The 19,478-nt window shown below is 61.0% G+C and carries 14 protein-coding genes, 3 rRNA genes and 1 pseudogene; 11 read left to right on the top strand and 7 right to left on the bottom strand.

Annotated elements, in window-relative coordinates; translation table 11 throughout:
* Nucleotides 1-21 precede the first annotated feature (21 nt).
* Entirely contained in the window at nt 22-579 is a 558-nt protein-coding gene (locus OW521_RS13240) for an FMN-binding protein (protein WP_268020099.1), read from the bottom strand.
* Nucleotides 576-2,087, bottom strand: a complete 1,512-nt coding sequence (locus OW521_RS13245; RefSeq protein WP_268020100.1) for a ferredoxin reductase family protein — start codon at nt 2,085-2,087, stop codon at nt 576-578. The genes OW521_RS13240 and OW521_RS13245 overlap by 4 nt, the downstream gene beginning before the upstream one ends.
* Nucleotides 2,088-2,529: 442 nt before the next feature.
* Here OW521_RS13245 and rpmB point away from each other — a divergent pair, with 442 nt between their 5' ends.
* The 9 genes from rpmB (at nt 2,530) to OW521_RS13290 (ending at nt 14,587) form a co-directional block, all read left to right on the top strand.
* On the top strand, nt 2,530-2,766 hold the full coding sequence (gene rpmB / locus OW521_RS13250) for a 50S ribosomal protein L28 (protein WP_011693744.1): 237 nt from the start codon (nt 2,530-2,532) through the stop codon (nt 2,764-2,766).
* A complete protein-coding gene (gene rpmG / locus OW521_RS13255; RefSeq protein WP_003798558.1) occupies nt 2,766-2,933 on the top strand; it encodes a 50S ribosomal protein L33 in 168 nt (55 codons plus the stop codon). The genes rpmB and rpmG overlap by 1 nt, the downstream gene beginning before the upstream one ends.
* A 4-nt stretch (nt 2,934-2,937) precedes the next feature.
* On the top strand, nt 2,938-3,243 hold the full coding sequence (gene rpsN / locus OW521_RS13260) for a 30S ribosomal protein S14 (protein ID WP_268020102.1): 306 nt from the start codon (nt 2,938-2,940) through the stop codon (nt 3,241-3,243).
* 639 nt (nt 3,244-3,882) lie between these two features.
* Nucleotides 3,883-5,407, top strand: a 16S ribosomal RNA gene (locus tag OW521_RS13265).
* A 575-nt stretch (nt 5,408-5,982) separates the two neighbouring features.
* Nucleotides 5,983-9,131, top strand: a 23S ribosomal RNA gene (locus OW521_RS13270).
* Between the two features lie 148 nt (nt 9,132-9,279).
* Nucleotides 9,280-9,396 (top strand): 5S ribosomal RNA (gene rrf / locus OW521_RS13275).
* Together the 16S, 23S and 5S rRNA genes form the textbook arrangement of a ribosomal RNA operon.
* A gap of 662 nt (nt 9,397-10,058) precedes the next feature.
* Nucleotides 10,059-10,343, top strand: a complete 285-nt coding sequence (locus OW521_RS13280; protein ID WP_184739845.1) for an HU family DNA-binding protein — start codon at nt 10,059-10,061, stop codon at nt 10,341-10,343.
* Between the two features lie 105 nt (nt 10,344-10,448).
* A complete protein-coding gene (locus OW521_RS13285; protein ID WP_268020103.1) occupies nt 10,449-12,614 on the top strand; it encodes a cytochrome c oxidase assembly protein in 2,166 nt (721 codons plus the stop codon).
* Nucleotides 12,614-14,587, top strand: coding sequence for an NHL domain-containing thioredoxin family protein (locus tag OW521_RS13290; RefSeq protein WP_268020104.1), 1,974 nt, complete (start codon nt 12,614-12,616; stop codon nt 14,585-14,587). The genes OW521_RS13285 and OW521_RS13290 overlap by 1 nt, the downstream gene beginning before the upstream one ends.
* 17 nt (nt 14,588-14,604) lie before the next feature.
* Here the strand turns inward: OW521_RS13290 and OW521_RS13295 are convergent, their stop codons facing one another.
* Nucleotides 14,605-15,597 carry a hypothetical protein gene (locus OW521_RS13295; protein WP_268020105.1) on the bottom strand — a complete coding sequence of 331 codons (993 nt, stop codon included), beginning with the start codon at nt 15,595-15,597 and terminating at the stop codon, nt 14,605-14,607.
* Between the two features lie 197 nt (nt 15,598-15,794).
* Nucleotides 15,795-16,352, bottom strand: a complete 558-nt coding sequence (locus OW521_RS13300; RefSeq protein ID WP_268020106.1) for a dihydrofolate reductase family protein — start codon at nt 16,350-16,352, stop codon at nt 15,795-15,797.
* A 45-nt stretch (nt 16,353-16,397) separates the two neighbouring features.
* Here OW521_RS13300 and OW521_RS13305 point away from each other — a divergent pair, with 45 nt between their 5' ends.
* Nucleotides 16,398-16,976 carry a DinB family protein gene (locus OW521_RS13305; protein ID WP_268020107.1) on the top strand — a complete coding sequence of 193 codons (579 nt, stop codon included), beginning with the start codon at nt 16,398-16,400 and terminating at the stop codon, nt 16,974-16,976.
* A gap of 123 nt (nt 16,977-17,099) precedes the next feature.
* Here OW521_RS13305 and OW521_RS24395 read toward each other — a convergent pair.
* A pseudogene (locus tag OW521_RS24395) lies at nt 17,100-17,236 on the bottom strand (GNAT family N-acetyltransferase); the annotation flags it as partial.
* A gap of 14 nt (nt 17,237-17,250) precedes the next feature.
* Between OW521_RS24395 and OW521_RS24400 the strand changes: the two are divergent.
* The gene (locus tag OW521_RS24400) at nt 17,251-17,556 is read left to right on the top strand and encodes a hypothetical protein (protein ID WP_442781155.1); all 306 of its coding nucleotides are present in this window, start codon (nt 17,251-17,253) and stop codon (nt 17,554-17,556) included.
* A 516-nt stretch (nt 17,557-18,072) separates the two neighbouring features.
* On the opposite strand, the gene OW521_RS13315 is transcribed toward OW521_RS24400, so the two are convergent.
* Nucleotides 18,073-18,882: a hypothetical protein gene (locus OW521_RS13315; protein ID WP_268020110.1), complete on the bottom strand. Its 810-nt coding sequence runs from the start codon at nt 18,880-18,882 to the stop codon at nt 18,073-18,075.
* The gene (locus tag OW521_RS13320; RefSeq protein ID WP_268025867.1) at nt 18,879-19,205 is read right to left on the bottom strand and encodes an RNA polymerase sigma factor; all 327 of its coding nucleotides are present in this window, start codon (nt 19,203-19,205) and stop codon (nt 18,879-18,881) included. The genes OW521_RS13315 and OW521_RS13320 overlap by 4 nt, the downstream gene beginning before the upstream one ends.
* Between the last annotated feature and the right edge of the window lie 273 nt (nt 19,206-19,478).

Below are 19,478 nucleotides of genomic sequence, written 5' to 3' on the forward strand. Positions count from 1 at the left end.
CCCTGCTGAGGCCCGCTGGGCTTAGAGATGGGCTGCATCAAGGGCGGCCTGGAGAGACGTCAAGTACGCATCGCTGGTCACGGTGGCGCCGCCGATGGTCTGGACGTTCGCCGACTGGGCGCTGAGGACCTCGGATCGGAGCAAGGGCGCCGCTCTGTTGCTGATCTGGACCGACCGTTGCTCATTGTCGGTCAGATGCAGGGCGGTGACATCCGTGATCACGCCGGCCTTGACCGTTATCTGGACCTGTACTGTTCCAAAACGGGTTTGCACCGAGGTTCCCGCGTAGGTGCCGCCTGCCTTGGCCGCCGCGCCGGCCTTCGCGCTCGCACCGGTGCCCGCACTGGAACTGGAGCTGGAACTGGAGCCGGCTGCGGTTCCCGAGGTCGATCCGGAAGCGCCGCTCCCGGTGGTTCCGGTCGTCGTCGAGCCCGTGCTGCCGGTGGTGCCGGTCCCGCCCGTGGCGGACGTCGTGACCGCCGAGGCGTTGGAGTCCGACACGTGTGAACCTGCCTGCCAACCGACCAGGAGGATCGCCGCCGACGCCAGCGCTGCTGATATTCCTGCCCTGAGCCTCACCAGTCGAACCTTTCATAGTGGAGTTGTTCCTCCCGCGCGCCGGCGCTTTTCGCGTCTGCCAAGACGTTGCGGGCCCAAGCGGACGGGCCGCAGATGTAGACATCGGCGTCTCCGATGTCCGGCACGTAGTCCCGCAGCCTGGTGGTACCTGCCGAGGCCGGCAACCAAGTGCCCTGAGGGTTCTCGGACCGCGGGCCGGTTAGGTGGAAGAGCGTGGCACCGCGCTTTCTACACAACTCCAGGATCTCGTCGCCGAGGAATAGCTCATCTGCACTGCTGCCCCGCAGCAGGACCGTCGCTTGCCCGGGAGAAAAAGGAGTGGACTCCAGAAGCGCCCGGAGAGGCGTGATCCCGATTCCTGCCCCGATCATCACCACGCGTTCCCGGCTTCGGGCTGCCGTACTGAAGACCCCGTAAGGACCTTCGATGGCCACTTTCGTTCCCGGTCTGAGCGAGGCCAAGAGGGCCGAACCCGCGCCCAGATTCCGGACGGTGATACGCAAGCTTCCTTGCCGCGGCATGAAGCCCGACGACGGTAGGGTCGACGACGGCCCGACTTGCGGCGGCGCGACTTTCGGTTCCGCCGACAAACTGAACGGGTGTGCCTGCCACCACATGCCGGGAGCCAAGAAGCGCCACACGAAGAACCGGCCGCCACTACCCGACAATTCGTTCAATCGCAGACCGCTCATTTCGACGCTGAAGACGCCCGGCGCAAGACGCACCACGCGGCGCACGGTCAGCTGGTGCCGGAATGTGGCCATCAGCGGCTGGGCGACGCGGAACCAAGCTAACGCCGAACCCGTGGCGATGCAGAGGAGCAGCCAGTACCAGCGTTGCCAAGTGCCTTCAGCGAACAAGCCGCCCACGCTGAATTGGTGCGGCAATGCCGTTGCTACTGCCACATACGTGAGCAGATGAACGAAGTACCAGAATTCATAGGGAAAGCGGCGCCGTACAGCCACAAGCGAGGTGACAACAACGGCGATGAACAGTGCCAAGGATACGAACGCCAGCCACATATCGGGTACCAGAACCCAAAGCGCAATGGCCTCACTGACCGGGTCCAACCCCTCGGCCATCCCATAGCCGATCGCCAGAAGAAGTCCGTGTGCCAAGAGGAGATAGAGGGACGGTTTACCCAGCTTCCGATGGAATTCCAGCGCCCTGTCATGCCCGACTGCGCCGTCCACAAAAGGCAATCGCGCCGCAAGCAGAAGCATGAGGAAGACCAGATCCATGCCGGCAAGCCCCGCCAGGATCCCGACGGCGGTAACCGCTTGGGTGACATTCCCGATGGATGATGCCCCGCCGTCGGCGAGCCACAAAGCCAGAGCTGCCGCGAGGGAAGCCCACAGCGCTACCGTGAGCATGTCCGTTCGGAACATGCGGCGGCGATGCTGCGCGGCAAACCTTCCCACGGTGGGATTGCGCCGCGTGGGCGCCGGAGGCTGACCCTCGGGCGTGCCCACACGTTGGCCTGGAGAGGCGAGGAGTTGTGACTTCATGACTCAAGATTGAACTCTCAACCTTTCGTTCTCCTGTGAAGGGACTGGCCGCTACTTATGATTTGAGTGGCCGTTTTTGTGGGGGACTCCTATACGCCCGATTGGCCTTAAATTGCCCTAGACCCTAGACTTATTAGGCGCTAGGTGGCGCGGAGCGTGCGCAATTGCTCCGGTTGGCGGTGACTGTTGGCAACAACGGGATATCCGCGGGCCGGTAGTTAGGGGCTCAAGTTGCGTGCATTCCAATATTCGCCCAGTATCCCGGCTTGTTGTCCGGGACCCACTACCTTCGCCGCAACGGTGACCATTGGATGATTTCAGTCAATTGGTCCATCCCTGCGGGAACTACCGAAAACGGTGTGGACTGGTTGCGGACGTCGCCTGTCGCACGGGAAGCAGGAACTCTGCTGGCCGTTTCAGATTATTTTTTAGGAGAGTCGTCATGGCAGCACACTGCCAGGTGACCGGAGCCGAGCCGGGCTTTGGACACAGCATTTCGCACTCGCACCGCCGCAACAAGCGTCGGTTCGACCCCAACATCCAGAAGAAGCGCTACTGGGTTCCGTCCCTGCGCCGTAACGTCACCCTGCAGGTCTCTGCACGTGGCATCAAGACCATCGACGTACGTGGCATCGACGTAGTCGTCGCCGCAATCCTGGCACGAGGAGTGAAGCTCTAATGGCAAAGGACAAGGACGTACGTCCGATCATCAAGCTCAAGTCGACTGCGGGCACGGGCTACACCTACGTGACTCGCAAGAACCGTCGTAACGACCCGGACCGACTGGTCCTGAAGAAGTACGACCCCAAAATCCGCCAGCACGTCGAATTCCGAGAGGAGCGCTAAACACATGGCTAAGAAGTCAATGATCGCTAAGAACGAACAGCGTAAAATCATCGTTGAGCGCTATGCTGCAAAGCGCCTCGAGCTGAAGAAGGCTCTGGTTGATCCCAACTCAACCGACGAAGCCCGCGAAGCTGCTCGCCTCGGCCTGCAGAAGCTGCCCCGCAACGCCTCCCCGGTCCGTCTGCGTAACCGCGACATCATCGACGGCCGCCCGCGCGGTACCTTCCAGAAGTTCGGTATCTCCCGTGTTCGCTTCCGCGACATGGCTCACCGTGGTGAGCTTCCGGGCATCACCAAGTCTTCCTGGTAATCCAGAAGCACTAGAGGGGCCGGCAACCGTTTGGTTGCCGGCCCCTCTTGCGTTTAACCGTTGCTTCCGTTTAAGTGGTGCAGCACACAGCGCCTGATCACGACGCCGACGGCTTCTTATGGCGCACAACCGCCGGTTTTGCCGCGGATTGCCGCGGTTCTTGATCCTCTGGGCGTGGATTTGCCTGTGGTCTTGGGGGTGTGTAGAGTGGTTCGAGTCGCCGCCGCTGATGCGGGAAAGTTGCGACAGACTCCCTTCCAAATGGAAACCAAATTGTTGGTTCGCTTTTGTGCGTTCCGGTGTGGTTTGCGGGGGTCGCGGACGGTGGTTTTGTCCGGTGCGGTTCCCGGGTTCGGGAGTTGTGCGGGGCGGGCTGGTCTGGTAAGTTTGGGAAGTTGCTCCGGAGCGATCCTGGACCCTGTTTGTGGGTGTGGGTGGTGTCGGGTGTGTCTGTTGTTTGAGAACTCAATAGTGTGCCAAGTTTGTTGATACCGATTTGTTTTTATGAATTGGTTGTTTTGGCTGGTTCCGTGTCACCTCCGTGGTGCGGGGCTGGTTTTTTACAGCTGGTTTCAAATTTTGTGCAGCTCTTCCGCCGTTATTTCCGGTGGTTGTGGTTGTGTCTGTTTTTGTTTTACTTCAACGGAGAGTTTGATCCTGGCTCAGGATGAACGCTGGCGGCGTGCTTAACACATGCAAGTCGAACGATGATCCCTGGCTTGCCGGGGGGATTAGTGGCGAACGGGTGAGTAACACGTGAGTAACCTGCCCTTGACTCTGGGATAAGCCTGGGAAACTGGGTCTAATACCGGATATGACCGGCCACCGCATGGTGTGTTGGTGGAAAGCTTTTGCGGTTTTGGATGGACTCGCGGCCTATCAGCTTGTTGGTGGGGTAATGGCCTACCAAGGCGACGACGGGTAGCCGGCCTGAGAGGGTGACCGGCCACACTGGGACTGAGACACGGCCCAGACTCCTACGGGAGGCAGCAGTGGGGAATATTGCACAATGGGCGGAAGCCTGATGCAGCGACGCCGCGTGAGGGATGACGGCCTTCGGGTTGTAAACCTCTTTCAGTAGGGAAGAAGCTTTCGGGTGACGGTACCTGCAGAAGAAGCGCCGGCTAACTACGTGCCAGCAGCCGCGGTAATACGTAGGGCGCAAGCGTTATCCGGAATTATTGGGCGTAAAGAGCTCGTAGGCGGTTTGTCGCGTCTGCTGTGAAAGACCGGGGCTCAACTCCGGTTCTGCAGTGGGTACGGGCAGACTAGAGTGATGTAGGGGAGACTGGAATTCCTGGTGTAGCGGTGAAATGCGCAGATATCAGGAGGAACACCGATGGCGAAGGCAGGTCTCTGGGCATTAACTGACGCTGAGGAGCGAAAGCATGGGGAGCGAACAGGATTAGATACCCTGGTAGTCCATGCCGTAAACGTTGGGCACTAGGTGTGGGGGACATTCCACGTTTTCCGCGCCGTAGCTAACGCATTAAGTGCCCCGCCTGGGGAGTACGGCCGCAAGGCTAAAACTCAAAGGAATTGACGGGGGCCCGCACAAGCGGCGGAGCATGCGGATTAATTCGATGCAACGCGAAGAACCTTACCAAGGCTTGACATGAACCGGTAACGCCTGGAAACAGGTGCCCCGCTTGCGGTCGGTTTACAGGTGGTGCATGGTTGTCGTCAGCTCGTGTCGTGAGATGTTGGGTTAAGTCCCGCAACGAGCGCAACCCTCGTTCCATGTTGCCAGCACGTAGTGGTGGGGACTCATGGGAGACTGCCGGGGTCAACTCGGAGGAAGGTGGGGACGACGTCAAATCATCATGCCCCTTATGTCTTGGGCTTCACGCATGCTACAATGGCCGGTACAAAGGGTTGCGATACTGTGAGGTGGAGCTAATCCCAAAAAGCCGGTCTCAGTTCGGATTGGGGTCTGCAACTCGACCCCATGAAGTCGGAGTCGCTAGTAATCGCAGATCAGCAACGCTGCGGTGAATACGTTCCCGGGCCTTGTACACACCGCCCGTCAAGTCACGAAAGTTGGTAACACCCGAAGCCGGTGGCCTAACCCTTGTGGGGGGAGCCGTCGAAGGTGGGACCGGCGATTGGGACTAAGTCGTAACAAGGTAGCCGTACCGGAAGGTGCGGCTGGATCACCTCCTTTCTAAGGAGCACCATCTCCGCCTCTTGTCGCTGTCCGCATGGATGGTGCGGGGGTGGGTGGAAGCAAAGCCCATTGCGCAGGCGTCTGTTCTGCGGTGGGTGCTCATGGGTGGAATATCAGCAGATAGCGGCCGGTGGTTTCCTTTTCCGCCCCTAGTACGGTTGTCTTGTCCTTTTGCGGGGCGGGGTGTCCTGGAACGGTGCGGGTCGGGGGAGGGCCGGTTTTCGTGTTTGGCACACTGTTGGGTCCTGAGGCAACAGGGCCGCGGCCCGCGGGCCCCCTTGCGGGGGGTGCGGGGGTGCGGGTTTGGTGTTTCTGGTTTCCTGGCTGCATTTGCCGTGCGTGGCGGCTGTCCTCTTTTGTGGGGGTGGTTGGTGCGGGGGTGTGGTACGGGGTTGTTGTTTGAGAACTACATAGTGGACGCGAGCATCTGACACGGGCAGGCTTTCGGGCTTGTTTGTGTCTACAGCAATTTCTTTTTGATGAACCTGGATCCGGCCGTGTTGTGCATCCTTCGGGGGTGTGCGGGGTGGTTGGTTTCCGTGGTTCTCTCGAAATGTTTTTGATCTTTGTGTGGTCAAGTTTTTAAGGGCACACGGTGGATGCCTTGGCATTAGGAGCCGAAGAAGGACGTAGGAATCTGCGATAAGCCTGGGGGAGTTGATAACCGAACGTTGATCCCAGGATGTCCGAATGGGGAAACCCCGCCAGGCGCGCTTGCGTGATCTGGTGACCCGCATCTGAACACATAGGGTGCGTGGGGGGAACGCGGGGAAGTGAAACATCTCAGTACCCGCAGGAAGAGAAAACAAGAGTGATTCCGTTAGTAGTGGCGAGCGAACGCGGATGAGGCTAAACCGTTCCATGTGTGATAGCCGGCGGGCGTTGCATGGGCGGGGTTGTGGGACTTTCCGTGCTGGTTCTGCCGGACCGGTGGGGTGAGAGCATGGACATAGGTGAACGGTCTTGAAAGGCCGGCCGTAGAGGGTGGGAGCCCCGTAACCGTAATGTTGTGTGCCGCCTGGAGAGGATCCCAAGTAGCACGGGGCCCGAGAAATCCCGTGCGAATCTGTCAGGACCACCTGATAAGCCTAAATACTTCCTAATGACCGATAGCGGACCAGTACCGTGAGGGAAAGGTGAAAAGTACCCCGGGAGGGGAGTGAAACAGTACCTGAAACCGTGTGCTTACAATCCGTCGGAGCAGTCGTGAGTAATCACAAGTAACTGTGACGGCGTGCCTTTTGAAGAATGAGCCTGCGAGTTAGTGTTACGTCGCGAGGTTAACCCGTGTGGGGTAGCCGTAGCGAAAGCGAGTCTGAACAGGGCGATCGTAGTGGCGTGATCTAGACCCGAAGCGGAGTGATCTACCCATGGCCAGGTTGAAGCGACGGTAAGACGTCGTGGAGGACCGAACCCACTTCAGTTGAAAATGGAGGGGATGAGCTGTGGGTAGGGGTGAAAGGCCAATCAAACTCCGTGATAGCTGGTTCTCCCCGAAATGCATTTAGGTGCAGCGTTGCGTGTTTCTTGCCGGAGGTAGAGCTACTGGATGGCCGATGGGCCCTACAAGGTTACTGACGTCAGCCAAACTCCGAATGCCGGTAAGTGAGAGCGCAGCAGTGAGACTGTGGGGGATAAGCTTCATAGTCGAGAGGGAAACAGCCCAGACCACCAACTAAGGCCCCTAAGCGTGTGCTAAGTGGGAAAGGATGTGGAGTTGCGAAGACAACCAGGAGGTTGGCTTAGAAGCAGCCATCCTTGAAAGAGTGCGTAATAGCTCACTGGTCAAGTGATTCCGCGCCGACAATGTAGCGGGGCTCAAGTACACCGCCGAAGTTGTGGATTTCAGATAGTAGACAAGCCTTCGTGGTTCAGTCGTCTGGAGTGGTAGGGGAGCGTCGTGTGGGCGGTGAAGTCGCGGTGTAAACCAGCGGTGGAGCCTACACGAGTGAGAATGCAGGCATGAGTAGCGAAAGACGGGTGAGAAACCCGTCCGCCGAATGATCAAGGGTTCCAGGGTCAAGCTAATCTGCCCTGGGTAAGTCGGGACCTAAGGCGAGGCCGACAGGCGTAGTCGATGGACAACGGGTTGATATTCCCGTACCGGCGAAGGACCGCCCATGCCAAGCGGGGGATACTAACCGCCCGGAGCCTGCCCAAGCACCCTTGTGGTGTGCGGGTTTTGGCCGAGCGCGGGACCTGATCCCGGGAGGTAAGCGTATTAACAGGTGTGACGCAGGAAGGTAGCCGGGCCGGGCGATGGTTGCCCCGGTCTAAGGATGTAGGGTCAGCGATAGGCAAATCCGTCGCTGTGTCTTTGATGACGATCCTGAGATCTGACGGGACCCCCGCGAGGGGGGATCCGGTGATCCTATGCTGCCTAGAAAAGCATCGACGCGAGGTCCCAGCCGCCCGTACCCCAAACCGACACAGGTGATCAGGTAGAGAATACCAAGGCGATCGAGAGAATTATGGTTAAGGAACTCGGCAAAATGCCCCCGTAACTTCGGGAGAAGGGGGGCCCCAACCTTGAACACCACTTGCTGGTGGGAGGGGATCGGGGCCGCAGAGACCAGGGGGAAGCGACTGTTTACTAAAAACACAGGTCCGTGCGAAGTCGCAAGACGATGTATACGGACTGACTCCTGCCCGGTGCTGGAAGGTTAAGAGGACCGGTTAGCCGCAAGGCGAAGCTGAGAATTCAAGCCCCAGTAAACGGCGGTGGTAACTATAACCATCCTAAGGTAGCGAAATTCCTTGTCGGGTAAGTTCCGACCTGCACGAATGGAGTAACGACTTCCCCGCTGTCTCAACCATAAACTCGGCGAAATTGCAGTACGAGTAAAGATGCTCGTTACGCGCAGCAGGACGGAAAGACCCCGAGACCTTTACTATAGTTTGGTATTGGTGTTCGGAGTGGCTTGTGTAGGATAGGTGGGAGACGTTGAAGCCCGGACGCCAGTTCGGGTGGAGTCATCGTTGAAATACCACTCTGGTCACTTTGGACATCTAACTTCGGCCCGTGATCCGGGTCAGGGACAGTGCCTGATGGGTAGTTTAACTGGGGCGGTTGCCTCCTAAAAAGTAACGGAGGCGCCCAAAGGTTCCCTCAGCCTGGTTGGCAATCAGGTGTCGAGTGTAAGTGCACAAGGGAGCTTGACTGTGAGAGAGACATCTCAAGCAGGGACGAAAGTCGGGACTAGTGATCCGGCGGTACATTGTGGAATGGCCGTCGCTCAACGGATAAAAGGTACCTCGGGGATAACAGGCTGATCTTGCCCAAGAGTCCATATCGACGGCATGGTTTGGCACCTCGATGTCGGCTCGTCGCATCCTGGGGCTGGAGTAGGTCCCAAGGGTTGGGCTGTTCGCCCATTAAAGCGGTACGCGAGCTGGGTTTAGAACGTCGTGAGACAGTTCGGTCCCTATCCGCTGCGCGCGCAGGAAATTTGAGAAGGGCTGTCCTTAGTACGAGAGGACCGGGACGGACGAACCTCTGGTGTGTCAGTTGTACTGCCAAGTGCACCGCTGATTAGCTACGTTCGGATGGGATAACCGCTGAAAGCATCTAAGCGGGAAGCTCGCTTCAAGATGAGATTTCCATGCACCTTGTGTGTGAGAGGCCCCCAGCCAGACCACTGGGTTGATAGGCCGGATGTGGAAGACAGGACCAAAGACTGTTGAAGCTGACCGGTACTAATAGGCCGACAACTTACACCACACAAACAAACACTGCTTGCGTCCACTATGTGGTTCCCGAACAACAAACCGTTCCGGAACAAAACACAACTGAATAACAACACCACAATGTTGTAACCAGTCTTCCCACACCACCACCCCCCGGGGCGGCGGTGACGGGGTAACAGGGTTACGGCGGTCATAGCGTGGGGGAAACGCCCGGTCCCATTCCGAACCCGGAAGCTAAGACCCACAGCGCCGATGGTACTGCACCCGGGAGGGTGTGGGAGAGTAGGACACCGCCGGACAACCATTCAGGTCGAGACCCCCCAACCACCACGGTCGGGGGGTCTCCCGCATTTAAACACACACCCCGCCACACCCGCGGACGCTCCTTCACATACACGCCCCTTTCCCCAAACCCTCCACCACATACACGCCCCTTTCCCCAAACCCTCCACCACATACACGCGGGAAACCACGGACCCTCCATCACGTATGGGCGGGAAACCACCAACGCTCCTTCACACACGGACGCGCCCTACCCTGACCGGCACCCCCCGGCCCCCGGAACTGCAGGCGCGTCCCGTCAGGACCGGCCATAGGTGAGCGAGCGTCCCGCCGGAAGGCCCCAAAACTGCAGGAGCGTCCCGTCAGGACCGGCCATAGGTGAGCGAGCGTCCGGCCGGAAGGCCCCAAAACTGCAGGAGCGTCCCGTGGGGGACCGGCCATAGGTGAGCGAGCGTCCCGTCAGGACCGGCCATAGGTGAGTGAGCGTCCGGGGCCGGGGAGTTCGCCCGCGGCGGAATTGGCCCCCAAAAGCGCCCGAAATCGGGTGAATTTGGTCAAAAAAGCGCGGAAACACGCGGAATTTGCTGGCCTCGTCCCTCCAAGCTGGTAAGTTTTCGAACAGTGGCTCGCGCGCATGCCGTGTGTGAGCTCCAAAATCGTAAAGTCCAGGAGGACACAAATGGCTAAGAACCGTAGCGAATTGGTTTCCGAGGTAGCTGGCAAGGCTGGCACCAGCCAGGCCGCAGTCAACTCCGTTCTCGATGCATTGTTCGAAGTTTTCGAGACTTCCGTCGCCGCCGGCGAAAAGATCACCATTCCGGGCTGGCTCGCAATCGAGCGCACCGACCGCGCAGCCCGCACGGGCCGCAACCCGCAGACCGGTGAGACCATCCAGATTGCCGCTGGCCACAGCGTCAAGCTGACCGCTGGCTCCAAGCTGAAGGCAGCTGTCGCCAAGAAGTAAGACACTTCGGCGAACGCCTCGGAAAGGCGGCAACCCGCGGGTTGCCGCCTTTCTGCTTAACCCGGTCGATTCGCCGCGCCGCCTACGTTAGCGGACAATAGATAGGTGCCATCTGCCAAAACTCCCGCCACCGCCCCTTCACCCGCGTCCAAGCCGGGAACCAAGGCTGGTACTGCCGTGGAAGGGATCGGATTGCCGTGGCAGTTGGCAGGCTTCGCTGCGCTCTTCCTGGCACTCGCGGCCGCACTGATCTTCTCAGGCGCCGCGGCCGGCCGGCAGGTCTCTGATCCCGGCGCGCTGGTCCGCTGGGGACTGCCGGTGGCCAAAGCCGTCCATAACGTGTCCTTGGCGACCGTGATCGGCGGCCTGATCTTCGCCGTCGGCATCCTTCCCAAACACGCGTCCCGGGCTAAAGGCGACGACGCAGCTGAGCACCCCGCGTTCACCCGTGCCCTGGCCGTCGCAGCAGCAGCAGGCGCTGCCTGGACGCTCTCCGCCGTCGCGGTCCTTGTCCTCACGTACGCCGATGTCGCCGGCCAGAGCCTCTCGGGCACCCCCGAGTTCACCGCCTCCCTGGTCTACTTCATGACCGACATCCAGACGGGCCAGGCATGGCTCGCCGTGACCATCATCGCCGCGATTGTCACGACGGCGCTGTTCGGCGTCCGCTCGTTGGCAGGACTCGCGTTGACGCTGGTCTTGGCCTTGGGCGGCTTGGTGCCGAGCGCACTGATCGGCCACTCAGCGAGTTCCAGCGACCATGAAGGCGCCATCAACTCCCTTGGACTCCACTTGGTGGGTGTGTCTACCTGGGTGGGCGGCATCATTATGCTCGCGGTCCTCTCGGGCATCCTGCGGGGCTCCAAGGCGTCCGGTACTAAGGACATCACCGAGCAGACGCTCCGCCGTTTCTCCGCCTTGGCAGGCTTTGCCTTCGTACTGGTCTTCGCCTCGGGTGTTGTCAACGCGAGCATTCGTGTCACCAGCTTTTCGGCCTTGGTCGGCACCCCCTATGGGCAGATCATCCTAGCGAAGGGGCTGGCCACTGTTGTCCTCGGCGGCATCGGTTTCATGCACCGCCAGTGGGTGATCCCGCAGCTGGGCCGCAAGTCCATGACTACCCGTCGCGTGCTGTGGCAGCTTGTGGTGGTTGAACTGCTGGTGATGGGCGCGACGTCGGGACTCGCCGTCGCGCTGGCCAGTTCGGCACCGCCGCTGCCCACCACCTATGCGCCCGACGCTTCGCCGGCGTTTATCCTGTCCGGTTACGAGTTGCCGCCCGAACTGACCCCCGCCCGCTGGCTGACGGAATGGCGGCTCGACTGGCTCTGGGTAGCCGTTGCGATTTTCGGCGCGGTGAGCTACATCCTGGGCGTGGTGAAGGTCTGCCGCCGCGGAGACTCCTGGTCCTGGTTCCGTGCCGTCAACTGGATGATCGGCCTGGCTGTGCTGACGTTCATCACGTCCGGACCGCCGTCCGTGTATGGGCGTGTGCTGTTCTCCGCACACATGGTGGACCACATGGCGCTGACGATGGTGGCTCCGCTGTTCCTGGTCCTCGGTTCGCCGGTGACCTTGGCCTTGCGTGCACTGCCGTCCCGCGGTGAAGGATCGCGCGGGGATGGCTCCCGTGGACTTCGTGAGTGGATCTTGGTGTTTGTGCACTCGAAGTTCTCCCAGGTTGTCACTCATCCTCTGTTTGCCGCGGCGAACTTTGCCGGCTCGATCGTTCTGTTCTATTTCTCGGACGCGTTCGGCTGGGCGATGCGCGAGCACGTGGGCCATGAGCTCATGAACCTGCACTTCCTGCTGACCGGCTACATCTTTGTCCTCACGATGCTCGGCACGGACCCCTTGCCGCGCCGGGCGCCCTACCCCATGAGGCTGCTTCTCTTGCTGGCCACCATGGCCTTCCACGCCTTCTTCGGTGTGTCGATCATGGGTGGTACCGGGCTCCTCGCTGCCGACTACTTCGGCAACCTCGGCCGGACCTGGGGCCTTTCGGCCCTGGCGGACCAGCAGATGGGCGGCGCCGTTGCGTGGGGAATTGGTGAAGTCCCCACGCTGCTGGTGGCGATCGGCGTCGCGGTCATGTGGTCGCGCTCGGACGAGCGTGAGACCAAACGCACCGACCGTGCTGCCGACAGGAATAATGACGCAGACCTTAATGCTTACAACGATATGTTTGCGCGGCTTGCAGACCGTGATGCCAAACTGCCTGATCGGGGCTCCAAGCGCCCCGAAAGCAAAACCAATCTGGAAGGACGCTGATGAGCGAAACCGTACGCACCCAACTGCGAGTCCGCGCCTCTGAACTGGTGGGCCGTGGCTGGCTCAACACCGGCGGGAAGTCCCTGGACCTGGAAGCGCTGCGCGGCAAGATCGTGCTGTTGGACTTCTGGACGTTCTGCTGCATCAACTGCCTCCACGTTCTGGACGAGCTGCGCCCGCTTGAGGAGAAATACTCTGACGTCCTGGTGACGGTTGGCGTGCACTCTCCCAAGTTCGAGCACGAAGCCGATCCCGTGGCCCTCGCCTCTGCCGTGGAGCGCTACGAAATCCACCACCCTGTCCTGGACGATCCCGAGCTTGCCACGTGGAAGGCCTACACGGCCCGCGCCTGGCCCACGCTGGTGGTAGTGGATCCCGAGGGCTATATCGTGGCGCACCTCTCCGGTGAGGGCCACGCAGACGGCCTCGCAGTGCTCCTTGAGGAGCTTGTAGCCGAGCACGAAGCCAAGGGGACCCTCCACCGCGGTGACGGTCCGTACGTGGCTCCCGTCCCGACGTCGGGCACCCTGCGCTTCCCTGGCAAGGCGACCCAGCTGGACAACGGCAACTACCTGGTAGTCGATTCCGGCCACCATCGCCTCGTGGAACTGCGCCCGGACCTTGAGACCGTGGAACGCGTCATCGGCTCCGGCACCAAGGGTTACCTGGACGGCGCCGCGGAAATCGCCCAGTTCAACGAGCCGCAGGGCGTGGCGGTGCTCCCGTCGTCGCTGGCGTGGCAGCTCGGGTACGAAGCAGTGGTCGCGGACACCGTGAACCACCGCCTCCGCGGCGTTACGCTCAGCTCGGGTTATGTACAGACAGTTGCCGGCAACGGAGTGCAGCGACTGCTCGACGCCGGCCCGGCCCGCGTGACGGAAAGCGGCGCCGGCGTTTGGGCTGAACACCACGACGCCGGTCCGGCTGACTTCGCGGCCGACGCCCTCGACGTCGGGGTACTGGGTATTGGGACCGGGGTGTCCCTGTCCTCGCCGTGGGACGTGGTGTGGAGTGAAAAGCTGCAGCGCGTAATTATCGCGATGGCCGGCACGCACCAGATCTTTGCCTTCGAGCCTCTCAGCGGCGAGGTATCCATCCTGGCCGGCTCGGGCCTTGAAGGTTTGCTTGACGGAGCTGCCGAGGAAGCCTGGTTCGCCCAGCCTTCCGGCCTGGCCGTGGATGCAGACCACAACATCTGGGTGGCCGATTCCGAAACCTCGGCATTGCGTCGCCTGGTCCTTGGCGAAACCGGCGTGACCGTTGAGTCGGCCGTCGGGAAGGGCCTGTTCGATTTCGGCTTCCGGGACGGCAAAGCCCCCGAGGCCCGCCTGCAGCACCCCTTGGGCGTCACAGTGCTCCCTGATGGTTCCGTGGCCATCGCAGACACTTACAATGGCGCCGTGAGGCGCTACGACCCCGCGACTAAGACGGTGTCCACTTTGGCGAGGGGACTCGCCGAGCCGAGCGACGTCGTCGTGGTCTACCCGGAAAGCGGCGAACCGCTGCTGGTGGTGGTCGAATCCAACAAGCACCAACTGGTCTTGGTCCCCATCCCTAAGGAAGCCCAGCAGGTGGACGAGGGTGCATCCCAGACGCAGCGGCCAAAGAGCCCTGTGGCACCGGGAAGCCTGGAGCTCACCGTGCGCTTCACGGCCCCGACCGGTCAGAAGCTCGACGACCGCTGGGGCGACCCCACCCAGCTGAAGATCTCCTCCACCCCGCCCGAGCTGCTGCTTTCCGGCGGCGGCACATCCGTGGGACTACTACGGACCTTGGAGTTGTCCGCGGACGTGCCAGAGGGCATCCTCCACATCACGGCCCGCGCGGCCGCATGTGATGGACCCGAGACCGAGGACGGCGAAATTCCGGACCACGCCGCGTGCCACCTGTACCAGCAGGACTGGGGGATCCCTGTGGTTTTGCAGGCGGACGGCGATTCCGAGTTGGTGCTTGACCTGCGCGGGATGGACTAGGCGGGGAAGCGTGAAACCTAAAAGCTCACCAGCGGGGTGACCGTGATGGTGTCGGCGCCGATGTCCAACCGCGTGGTGAAGCTGAAATCGTGGACCGCGTTGAGGTCACCGACCAATCCACTGAAGAGGTCGATTTCGCGGGCGGTTACCCGGGCCTTGCCGTTGAGGGGTTCCACTACCCATTGCCCGTCAAAAGGATCGATGCTGACTTTGGGGTACTCCGTGATTTGCCACTTGATAGTGCCGTCCACCACGCGGCTGTTAGTGACGTGATAGAACGGGCAGTCGGGCTGGAGCTTTTGCTGCTTGGTGGCTTCGGCGGCACAGTTGTCCAGGAATTCCTTGACCTTGTCGCTGACCACCCTGATCATGGCGTCCGTGGGCTTCGTCAGGAGGTTGAGGGGTGCCTGGGGCGAAGTGCCGGTGGTCACTGAAGTGCCGGCGGGCGGTGCCGAGAAGTATTTGCCGGTGAGGCTTGCCTCGTATTGGCCAGGGTAAAACACGGCAAAGCTATTGCGTCCATTGGGCAAGTTGACCGGGACACCGTTCAGGGTGGCCTCGCTTGCGTTGACTACGGTCACCTCGATAGTCGGCAAGGATGACGGCACGAAGGACCATTTGCCGAAGAACAGCCATTCGGTGCCAGTACGTTCAAGCAGGAAATCCGAGTGCAGTGGCTTGCCATCCATCTGGTAGTCCATGGGGACCATGACGCGGTTGGCACCGCGGGATTCGGCGTTGCCGAGCTTGACGTCGGTGATCTTCGACGCTGCCGTCTGAAGGGCGGTACCGTCCAACATGGCGGCGTTGGTGTTGGGCACGGAGGCGCGCAGAAGCCCGAGGGCTTCCCCGCCATGCCCCTTCTGGAGGGCTGCCAGGTATTCGCGAACTTGCTGCTGCGGACTGGCTACGGAGTTGCTCACGAGATTGATGGAGACGATCGCCGCGGCCACAGCAAGCATCAGACCGAGCAGCCACCCGGCCGCGGTCTTGACCAACGCTTGACTCAACTGCACGCCCTTTACGTTACCTGCAGGGGCCGCATTACTTAGGCATCCTTCCCCTCACGTGGCGGATGGACATGCTGGGGGAAGGGCCCGACGGCGGGTGGCAGTTCCTTTTTAGCGGCGACGACGCGATGAGGTTCCGACTACTCCGCGGAGCAATTCCCGGCCGAGCTGCGTGCCGAGCGACCGTGCCATTCTCTTTATGCACGCTTGGCGTACCGGAGGTAGACGACGCCGTTGCCAAAGCGACGCTCATCCAGCAGCTCTAGGTTCATCCCTACGCCGTCGGGGAGGAACTGTTTGCCGCCTCCGACGACCACCGGCGTGAGGAAGAGACAGAACTCGTCCACCAGGCCGGCTTTAATGGCCTGGGCTGCGAGAACGGTGCCACCAATGGACATGTCCTGCTCTGACGACTCTTTCAGAGACCGGACGGCTCCGGCGTCGAACTCCCGTTCAATACGCGTCCTGGCGGTGGACGGCCTCTCCAAGCTGGTGGAGTACACAATCTTGTCCGTGGAGCGCCAAATCTCGGCATAGTCGCGCACGACGGGCGGCTCCTCGGAAAGGGACATGTCCTCCCATGCGGACATGACCTCGTACATCCGCCTCCCGTACAGATAGGTGCCGATCGGCCGCTCAAGGTCATTGACGAAGCTGTGCACTTCTTCGTCGGGCGTGCTCCAATCGAACTTTCCATTGGCATCGGCCGTGTAACCGTCGAGGGACGTGATCCCTGCGTAGATCAGTTTTGCCATGCACAGACCGTACACACGCGCGACGGCAACGGTATAGTGCCCGCCATGGATGAGAAAGCGATTTTGCTCAAATACCTGCGTTCCCGTCGGGGTGAGCTCCTCGCCAAGCTCGACGGACTAGACGAATACGACGTCCGCCGGCCCATGACTCCTACCGGAACCAACCTTCTGGGACTCGTCAAGCATGTGGCCAGCGTGGAGCTCGAGTACTTCGGAGAGGTCTTTGGCCGGCCCAGCGGCAAGGACCTGCCGTGGCTTGCCGACGATGCCGAAGCCGACGCTGACCTGTGGGTTCCGCCAGAAGAGACTCGGGAGGAAATCATTGAACTGCACCATTTCTGTGCCGAGCACAGTGATGCAACCATCGAGGCACTGCCGCTCGATGCTCCAGGGGAAGTGCCGTGGTGGTCGGAAGAACGGCGCCGCGTGACGCTCCACCAGATCCTGGTCCACGTGTGCGTCGAAACAGCCCAGCACTTGGGGCATGCCGACATCCTTCGCGAGCTCATCGACGGCTCGGCCGGGAAAGGCCCCGGCGACCTGAACTTGTCGCAGCGAAGCACCGAAGAATGGGCCGCGCACCGGGCCCGGATTGAAGCCGCAGCGCGCCTGGCCGTGGGGTAGCAAACCAGACGGGAGATCTCGGCACTTTGAGCGCGTCAAAGAGCCGAGATCTCACGTTTCGATGGAAGCCAGGTCCTTCGAGAACGCCAAGTGCTTGATTTCTTCAGGATCCGCGTCGAGGTCGATGAGCAGGGCTCCGTGGAGTGCGGCAAACTCACCGCCGGGTATCTGTTGAGCTCCTCTGCCGCGCCTCCGCTGCCAAAGAGGTCCCCGTATCGGGTGGTGTATTCGACGGTGAGTTCGTCCAGAGGTCGCTCGCGGAGAAAGCTATTTCGTGCAGCGCCTCGTCCGCCCGGGACTCAATGTCCGAGTCGTCCCCGACGGTGTCGAAATTGCGCTCATCAACGTCCCCGCCCTCAACGGCATGGAGCGCCGTGAGTATCCCGTCGATGCGAAGCAGCGCGGCGACCGTCGTGTGCTGCCCGAGGGTCAAAGTCTGGGGGAGATACCCGACATCACCGACGGTGTCGACCCGGCCAAGGGTCGGCGTCAGCTTGCCGGCGATCAACCTAGAAGAGTCGATTTTCCTGCACCATTGCGGCCGACTAGTCCAGTCCGCCCGGTGGTCATAGTGCCATAGTGCCATTGAGCCGGTGAAGAGCGGGAGTGCCGTCAGGCCACTCGAATGACAGGTCGTGCAAGGTGATGGCTGATTGTGCTGACATGAGACACAGTCCTTTGGTTCTTGCCCATCATGGGGCGCAGTCATGGGTCAGCGTGCTCTCTCCGGGGCGCGAAAACGCGGGCTACTTCGGAGGGCATTGCACCTGACGTACGGACCTTTCAGCAAAGCTGGGCCGCCGGAATTAGCGACTACAGACAGCTGAAAGAGAGAGTTTTCACCGGGTGCGATTGAGCGCAATCAACCGGTTGGTCACCGAACGTCAGGTGGCTAAGCTCTGCCGACCTCAGCCTCCATAGCCAAAACCATATCCACAAATGTGTGTAAGCGGCCAATTGCATAACGCCTATCACGCCGGTCCTGAATCGCAGAGTTGAATGACGTTTTCAGGCCCAGGAGGTAGCTCCGCCGGGACCTAAGTATCGAGGCTTGAGGGCTCCGGGAAGCACCGTGCCGCACGCGGCCCGGTTATCGCTAGGGTATCCGTGCGAATTCCTGGCGGGATGCCAGGAACGCATTCCCGGTGTGCGCTTCCCGGCAGGTAATCCCCGACTCCTGGGACTGGCAGCTAAAAGTCCCGACGTGAATCTCTTGGCCGTATTGGAGCACCTTTGCGCCAGGAACGACAAAGACACCTTGGTTGGTGCACGTCGCGTCCACCGCGCCCGCGGAGGTCAGTGAGATCATCGGCGCGTTGCCCCTCGGATCGTCGCAGCGCGGCAGATTCGCGACCACCGAATTGGCCTCGCAACCAACCGCGTTCAAGAAGTCGGGGCGGATGCCGCACAGCAGATTCCCGCTCGGTGACGTGAAGTAGTAGCCAGTGCCAAAATTTGTCCGATAGTCCTCGGGATTCACGGTGCTGGCCGGCCGTGGAGAGGGCCCCGTTCCGGCCGACGGGCTGGGCTCCGCGCTAACGCTCGTGGGCGAAGGATTCGGAACCGGTGCGGGTGCCGCGGTCACCGGCGTCGGGACCGTGACCGTTGCCCCCGTGACGGTCGGAGCCGCCGCCATGTTGAACGGACCCGTTACTAGGCTCAAGGCGGCGAGTAAGCAGGCCGCGACCGTAGCTGCCGCAAGCCCGGCAGCTACGAGACGCCCCCAATGACGTTTGGCCGGCGAGCGGTGGAAGTCGTGGACGGATCCGCCGACGGCTATGTGGGTGACCTCGGAATTCACGAACGACAGAGACCGCTGGCGGCTGTGCTCCAGTTCCTCGTCGGTGATCGTGAGCGCAGGATCGGCGGCTGAGAGCAGGTCGGCGGGGGATTGGTCCTGGCTCATTCTGTTGCTCCTTCTGACACTGTCTGCTCATGGAGTATTCGGCCTAGTTCCTTGCGGGTCCGGTGCAGGTGCATTCGTACGGCAGTTGCTGATGTGTTGAGCAGATGGGACACTTCGACGGCGGTGAGTCCGTCCCAATACGTGAGCAGTAACACCTCCCGCTCCTTCGGGGCCAGGCGGTCGATGGCATCCCGCATGGCGGATCCTTCGGCGGGTGTTCCATGGACGCGCTCCAACCGCAAAGCACCGACAAGCCCGGCAGACCGGGACAAGGACCTGTCATGGTTTCGGAGCACGTTCTTGGCCACACCGAAGAGGACCATCACCGAGAGGTCATCTCCCTGTCCGGATTTTTCCCAGACAATCCTGAAACCTCAGCGCACAGGTCCTCCGCGGTGGCGGCGCCATCCGTCCTTCGCCGAAAATAGCGGTAGATACGGTCGTGGGCCGCCGCGTGAGCGGCAAGGAACCGTTTTTCCCTCTCCAGATCCACCAGTTCCCCCATTGTTTGCAAGCTCATGCCCACTTAAAGTCCGGCAACCAACGAACTGTAACGAGAATCTTGAAAAACTCTCATGATGAGCTTGTGCTCGTAT

It is taken from the genome of Arthrobacter sp. MMS18-M83 (genome assembly GCF_026683955.1).
Lineage (GTDB): Bacteria > Actinomycetota > Actinomycetes > Actinomycetales > Micrococcaceae > Arthrobacter.